Annotated in this window: 5 protein-coding genes; 4 read left to right on the top strand and 1 reads right to left on the bottom strand. The window is 67.6% G+C overall.

Going from position 1 to position 6,253, the window contains the following annotated elements; translation table 11 throughout:
* Positions 1-463: 463 nt before the first annotated feature.
* Together ACZ4VL_RS39855 and ACZ4VL_RS39850 are read left to right on the top strand one after the other, a co-directional pair.
* Positions 464-1,609 carry an ATP-binding protein gene (locus tag ACZ4VL_RS39855; protein ID WP_468210702.1) on the top strand — a complete coding sequence of 382 codons (1,146 nt, stop codon included), beginning with the start codon at positions 464-466 and terminating at the stop codon, positions 1,607-1,609.
* 745 nt (positions 1,610-2,354) lie between these two features.
* Positions 2,355-2,939, top strand: a complete 585-nt coding sequence (locus tag ACZ4VL_RS39850; protein ID WP_468210699.1) for a hypothetical protein — start codon at positions 2,355-2,357, stop codon at positions 2,937-2,939.
* A gap of 772 nt (positions 2,940-3,711) precedes the next feature.
* On the opposite strand, the gene ACZ4VL_RS39845 is transcribed toward ACZ4VL_RS39850, so the two are convergent.
* Positions 3,712-4,149 (bottom strand): MarR family winged helix-turn-helix transcriptional regulator, encoded by a 438-nt coding sequence (locus tag ACZ4VL_RS39845; RefSeq protein ID WP_468210696.1) that lies wholly within the window; start codon positions 4,147-4,149, stop codon positions 3,712-3,714.
* 92 nt (positions 4,150-4,241) lie between these two features.
* Here ACZ4VL_RS39845 and ACZ4VL_RS39840 point away from each other — a divergent pair, with 92 nt between their 5' ends.
* Complete coding sequence (locus ACZ4VL_RS39840) at positions 4,242-5,159, top strand: quinone oxidoreductase family protein (RefSeq protein ID WP_468210693.1); 918 nt, start codon at positions 4,242-4,244, stop codon at positions 5,157-5,159.
* Between the two features lie 257 nt (positions 5,160-5,416).
* Positions 5,417-5,938 (top strand): hypothetical protein, encoded by a 522-nt coding sequence (locus ACZ4VL_RS39835; RefSeq protein WP_468210690.1) that lies wholly within the window; start codon positions 5,417-5,419, stop codon positions 5,936-5,938.
* Positions 5,939-6,253 lie beyond the last annotated feature (315 nt).

The raw sequence follows: 6,253 nt of genomic DNA, 5'->3' as shown, positions 1-6,253 counted from the left end.
TCGATGAACTTCCACTGGGCATTGGTAAGTTGCCTGCGAGTCACGACCCCAGTCCTACCGGGTCCCACCCCGCGAGGAGGACAGAACCCGGGAACAGATCACGACATCACACAGGCCCTAGGCGGACGAGTCACACCCTGCCGAACAAAGACGCGAGGAAAGGCCCCTTGGGTCCAGCCGAGAGCGCCCCGTGTGCACCTTAGGTGGGGCCTTCGTGCTGCTCCGCTCCCAGTGGCGGACCCCCAGAGCGATGGGTTCGGCAAAGCCGAGGACGCGACCATCTGCGACCTCGTCATTAACGTCCTGACCTGCATGTTTGTCTCCATTTACCTAGGATGGAGGTGCACGGGCGACAGCGTGGAAGCAGCGTCGGCTGCTTCGGTGACATCCGCTCGTCATGTTCAGGACGTCCCAGGGAGGGTGCTTCATGACCGTATCCGGCAACCCCAGTCAGCCAGTGAACGTGAGCGAGTACGACGCCAGTCAGATCCAGGTACTCGAGGGCCTTGAGGCGGTACGCAGGCGCCCCGGCATGTACATCGGCTCGACCAGCGAGCGCGGTCTGCATCAGCTGGTGTACGAGGCCGTCTCGTACGCCGTCGACGAGCACCTTGCTGGCCACACCGACTCCATCGACGTCACGATCACCGCGGACGGCGGCATTCGCGTTGCGGACAACGGGCGGGGCCTGCCCGTCGAGGTGGAAGAGCCCACCGGCAAGCCGGCCATCGAACGCGAACTCACGGAGCTGTCCTTCGGCTCCAGGCCCCACACCGGCTACCGGGTCGCCGGCGGCCTCAGCGGCATGGGCCTGTGCGTGGTCAACGCACTGTCGAGCCGTCTCACAGTCGAGGTCCACCGAGACGGCCGCCGCTGGACCCAGGAGTACGAGAAGGGCACCCCGATCACTCTCCTGACGAGGCACGAGGAGACGAGCGAGCACGGCACCACGATCGCCTTCCTGCCCGACGCCGACATCTTCGAGACCACCCAGTACTCCTTCGCCACCCTCTCAGAGCGATTCCAGGAACTGGCCTTCCTCAACAGGGGCCTGACCCTCACACTCACCGACCAGCGTCCGGAGCGGCCGGTCCGCTACCACCACACGGACGGCCTCAAGGCCTACCTCGCCCGCCTCAACCCCTACCCCCCGAGTCCCGTCCACTCCCCAGCCATCGCCTTCGAGTCGGAAAACGAGGACCAGACGATCTCCGTGCAGGTCGCCATGCAGTGGAACACCCGGTCCCCGGGAGAGTTCCGCTCCTTCGCGAACAGCACCCGTACTCATGCGGGCGGCGCCCACGAAGAGGGCTTCCGCACCGCGCTAACAGACCTCGTCAACAACTACGCGCGCCGCCAGCGGCATATATCCGCAGACGACGAGGACATCACGGCCGCGGCCATCCACGAGGGCCTGACCGCGGTCATCTCCGTAAAACTCGCCCATCCCCTCTTCGACGGCGCCACCAGGACCGAGCTCAGCAATCCCGAAGCCGACACCTACGTCCAGAAAGTCGTCCGCGAACACCTCGCGGACTGGCTGGACCACAACCCGAACGAGGCCGCGTCCGTCATCCGCCACATCCTCAATGCCTCTAATCGGGCATGAGGTCGAGGTCAGGAAGCTCTGGTGGAAAGCGGCGCTCCAAGATCTCCGCCCAGCGGTACAGGACAACAAAGCCCGTGGTGTCGGCCTATGCCTGGACCAGCTCTCGGTAAGGGCATCGACAAAGGGCTGCGCGGCGCTGTCGGCAGGCAGCGCTGCAGCGGCCGCCCTGAGCCGCTCGTGCGCGGTGGGGAAGACGCCCTGAGCCCAAGCCTCTTGCTCCCTAACCTGCTTGCTGCCCTCCTCGAGGTTGATCTTTACGATCGCCAGAGCCGGGCAGTCGGGGGTGTGCCAGGTCTCGCTGATCCCGCCGCCGGTCTTCACGGACAGGATGCGGGTGTTGCCGGGGCCCGGCAGGGCGAAGCAGTCGGTGCAGTCGGCGCGTTCCGTCTCCGGCTTGCCGGTCATCGCGAGCTCGCTTCGTCAGAAGGCAGAGCCTGCCATCCCGATCAGCGGGTGACCAGGGCATTTACCCGCCGCAACCAGTCGGCCCGGAACCCGAAGCAGACTTCTTCCCCTCTCGGGTGACCACTGCGGCTGTACCTCCCGTCCCCACCTCGTGCAACCGCCCAGACAACCGTCCAGCCTCTCCGATACGCCCCTGTCCACCGGGCTATCGGCTGCTGCGGTGCGCGGAGACCGTCACCGGCAGGTCGCTTATCGCGGCCTGCCGGCCCGGCCTCCGGCCGTAGAGTGACCGACGCTGAGCTGTATGGGCAGGCCCGGGGGCAAGTCTGTGAAGGCATTGGTGCTCTACACGCTGCTCAGGGCCGCCACGGCCGGGGTCACCTGGCGGTGCCGACGCACCTGGCGTCGAGGCGCAGACCAGTTATGGCCGGCCAAGTGGGATGCCCTGTGCTGGACCCTTCTCATGCTGGCCTTCTCGACGGTGATGACGCTCCAGCCCCTCGACGTGGCCCCGGTCATCACCATCAGCCTGGTCCTGGTCCTGCTGATAGGGGCTGCGGCCAGCGCGATAGCCCAGCCCGTGTCGACCCGGCGTGCCGATGCCGCCACCAGAGCAATGCGCAGCGGGCTCGGGCTTCCCGTCGAACGGCGCATGTGGCGACCTGCCACCATCGGCGTCCTGTGGAGTGTCGGCGCCTTCCTGCTGCTGAATGTGTGGTTCTTTGCCGTCTTGGTCACCAAGCAGGGGCCGGCGATGGATCAGTCCATCGATCACGGGTTCGTGATCTCCTTCTGCGTGATCGTCCTTGGTCTCTTGCACGCTGGTTTTCAGCAGGTACGCGTCGGCCGGGAGCAGCGGCGCGTCCGTAACGCCGAGCACGAGTATCTCTCCCGGGCGGCGCCGGAGTCTGACCTCCCCCGGTAGCGGCTCGGCAGGGTCGGTTGAACCGATCCAAGGACGGGCGGGCGCCACGTACGGGTCGCAGAGCTTCGTGCCGTGAAGTGGCAACGCACGGTCCCGCCCATCAGCCGAGGCGGACCTTGACACCGTCGCGGTGGCCTTCTCCGAAAGCCGCCCGACCCGGCGTGCGGTCGTGGCCCGTACGGCCTTTCTCATGTCGGTGGCTCCCACCCCCTGGCGACGTGTTCCAGCAGGCCGGTTCCAAGCCTCACCCAGAGCGGAACCGCGCCAGCGTCCCGGGTCTGCTCCGGTCGTAGACGGCCTCGGGCCGGATCCCCGCGGCAGAGCCGCCTGCCGGAGCACCCCACGGGCGGCAAGGTGCTCGTAGAAAGCCGTCCACTGTGCCTCGGCGGCGGCGCCGACGGGTGCCGGGGACTGCGGGCGGCGGTGGCCTGGTCCAAGGCGGCGGCAAAGCCAGCATCGCGGCGGCGGCGCTGGTAGACCGTCGCGGTCGTAATGCCGACCTCCGCCGCGGCCTTCGTCGTCGCCATCCCAGCCCGCAGATAGTCGAGAGACTGACGGCGGCGCTGCGGCGTGAACCGGGAGGGGCGGCGCTCCGCCCGCTTCACGGTCGCGGCGGCCACCGCGTCGCAGGCGGCGGCGAACGCCGGCTCTTCACTACGCCAGGTGTTCGCCTGCCCGGCACCGTCGAAAGGGATCTGGGAGGCCAGGCTAGGCTCCCAGGGCCGTGCACCTCAGCCCGACCGAGTCGGACCAGTATGGTCGACGGGTCGCGTCAGCTGTCCGACCCTGAAATGCGGATCAGCAGGTTCATGAGCTGGTGGCGTTCGGCTGGCGAGAGGGGGGCGAGCAGTGCCTCGTTGGCCTCACGGGCCGCTTTCTCACAGCGCTTGAGCAGCTGCCCGCCCTGCTCGGTGAGGGATACCGCGTTCTTGCGACGGTCCTTGCGGTCCGGTTCGCGGATGACGAGACCTGCCGCTTGGAGGTCGTTGAGGACGCCGACCAGGTCCTTGGGGTCGAGCAGGATGCTGCGGCCGAGGTCGGCCTGGGCGACGGGGGCGAGGTCGTGTACGGCGGAGAGCACCACGTGGTGCCACATCTTCACGCCCTCCTCGGCAAGAGCGTCAGCCACCAGGGTGCGTCCGCGTGCGGCGGCATTGCCAAGCAGCCAGCTCGGCAATGAACGGATAGCGGCGAGGGGGGCTTCGGCCATGGTGACAGCCTAGCAGCAAATTCATTGGGCTCCCCAACGAAATCTGCAATATCGTTGGGACTGCCAACGATACTTTGATCCCTGGAGGTCCGATGCGTCGCGTCCGGTATGAATCCGCCGGCGGCCCCCTGTTCCTGGAGGACGCCCCCGTCCCCGAGGCCGGTGCGGGAGAACTCCTGGTGCGCTGCGAGGCCGTGGGGGTCACCCTGCCCGTGGTACGCAAGGTCACCGAGACTGCCGAACCGATCGCGCTCGGCGGGGAGATCGCTGGTGCGGTGGTGTCGGTCGGCACAGGAGTCACCCGTTTCCGGCCCGGCGACCGCGTGACCGGACTGTGCTTCGGGCACGGTTACGCCGACTTCGCCGTCCTGCACGAGGCCATGGCCTCCCCGGTGCCCGACATCGCGAGTGCTGTCGACGCCGTCGCGCTGGTCCGCAGCGGGCTGGTGGCGTACGGAGCCCTGGAGGCCGCCCGCCCGCAGCCGGGCGAATCGGCACTGGTCACCGCGGCGGCAAGCGGGGTCGGTCATCTCGCGCTCCAGTTGGCGCGGATACGCGGAGCGTCGCGCATCGTGGGGGCCGTGTCGGATGCAGGCAAAGCGGACTTCGTGCGTTCGCTCGGCGCCGACGAGGTCGTCGTCTACGACGCTCCGGGGTGGGGCGAGCCCGTCGACTACGCCCTCGACGCGGTAGGCGGCGAGCTGCTCTCCCCGGCGATCGCCGCACTCGCACCGGGCGGCCGGCTTGTCGCGTACAGCTCGGGCGGCGGAACCGTCCAGGCATACGACCTACTGGTGGGTGCCAAATCCGTGATCGGCTTCCAGATGGCGCTGATCGCCCGCGGGAAACCGGAGCTGTACGAGCAGTGGCGCCAACAACTGTGGCGGATGTTCGCCGAGGGCGCTCTGAAGCCCGTGGTGCACGCGCAGTTTGCGCTGGAGGACGCGGCGAAGGCACACGAAACGATCGAGACGCGCGGCAATCTCGGGAAGGTGGTACTGCGTCCGTGACACCTCACGGGCAAAGTGCAGCCGGCGGCGCAGGGAGTGGATGCACCGGACGAGTTGGCGCGCGACCTCGCGATGCGGTTGAGTCTGCACGTCAAGTGATCTTGAAGCCAGAAGGGTTGACCGTGTTCAGAGCAGTGCGGGGGCTTGCGGGAGGAGCGGCGCTGATAGCGGCGCTGACGGCATGTGGAAGCGATGGTGACGATGGGGCAGGTGTTGCTGGCGGCGCCGGGACCGCGGGCGGCAAGGGGAAACCTCCGGTGGTCGTGACCGAGGACATGATCCGTACGGCCCTCGTCAGCAAGGCGGCAGCGCCGCAGGGCTGGAGGGCGGTGGGCGGCGTCCAGATCGACGAGGACGGCGGCGACAGCCTGCGGGAATGCGAGGAGCAGACATCGACGAGCTGCGGCGGCTTCGTCGCGGTCGGGTCGACTACCCTCTCCCTCGAAGGGGGCGGGGCGGTTGACGGATCGACTATCCGGTTCAGCATCGTGTCGTTCAGGTCGGTGGACGATGCGAAGGCAGGGCTGAAGGGCATGACGGCCGAAGCACGGCGGAAGGCGGGGGCTGAGGCAAAGCCGCTGAAGATCTCGGCGGGGGCAGACGAGACCGACGCCTTCACGGGCCCGCACACCGAGGTCATGATGCGCGTCGGAAGCGCCCTGATCCGGCTGGAGAGCGGGAACCTGAAGGAGAACCAGCCCCAGCCCTACAGCGACTTCGCCAAGCTCCAGATTGACCGCCTCAACAAGACAGCCGCGGGGAAGAACCCCGACGCCTGAGGCCGGCGCCGCTGTGACGGCCGGGATGCAAGGGTCTGTCCCGGCCGTCCACCGCGAGGATCCGATCTTCATCCCAATGCGGTGCCACTACCCGGATCAGGCCGTTGCGGGCGGAAGTCACGTCGGGCTGGGCGGTCGGGCGGTCCGCCCGTTCCTACTTCTGACCGACATTCCCGAGCCTCACAGGCAGGAACCGCTGGCAACACTCGTCGACATTCGTTCTCAGAGGACGTTAAGTCCCGTTATCCGCGGTTCGTGATCACCTGTTCGTGTGATTGTTCGACGTACTGGAGTGCGGGGTGAAGTCCGGGTGAT

Source organism: Streptomyces sp. NPDC029014, from assembly GCF_055564695.1.
Note: the sequence above shows the minus strand (reverse complement) of the source record. Positions and strands in the feature narration are given on the sequence as shown.

What these genes read in the sequence shown, in the direction of transcription:
- ACZ4VL_RS39845 (WP_468210696.1), bottom strand. Translation starts at nt 4,149, where the DNA reads ATGGCCGAAGCCCCCCTCGCCGCTATCCGTTCATTGCCGAGCTGGCTG.
- ACZ4VL_RS39840 (WP_468210693.1), top strand. Translation starts at nt 4,242, where the DNA reads ATGCGTCGCGTCCGGTATGAATCCGCCGGCGGCCCCCTGTTCCTGGAG.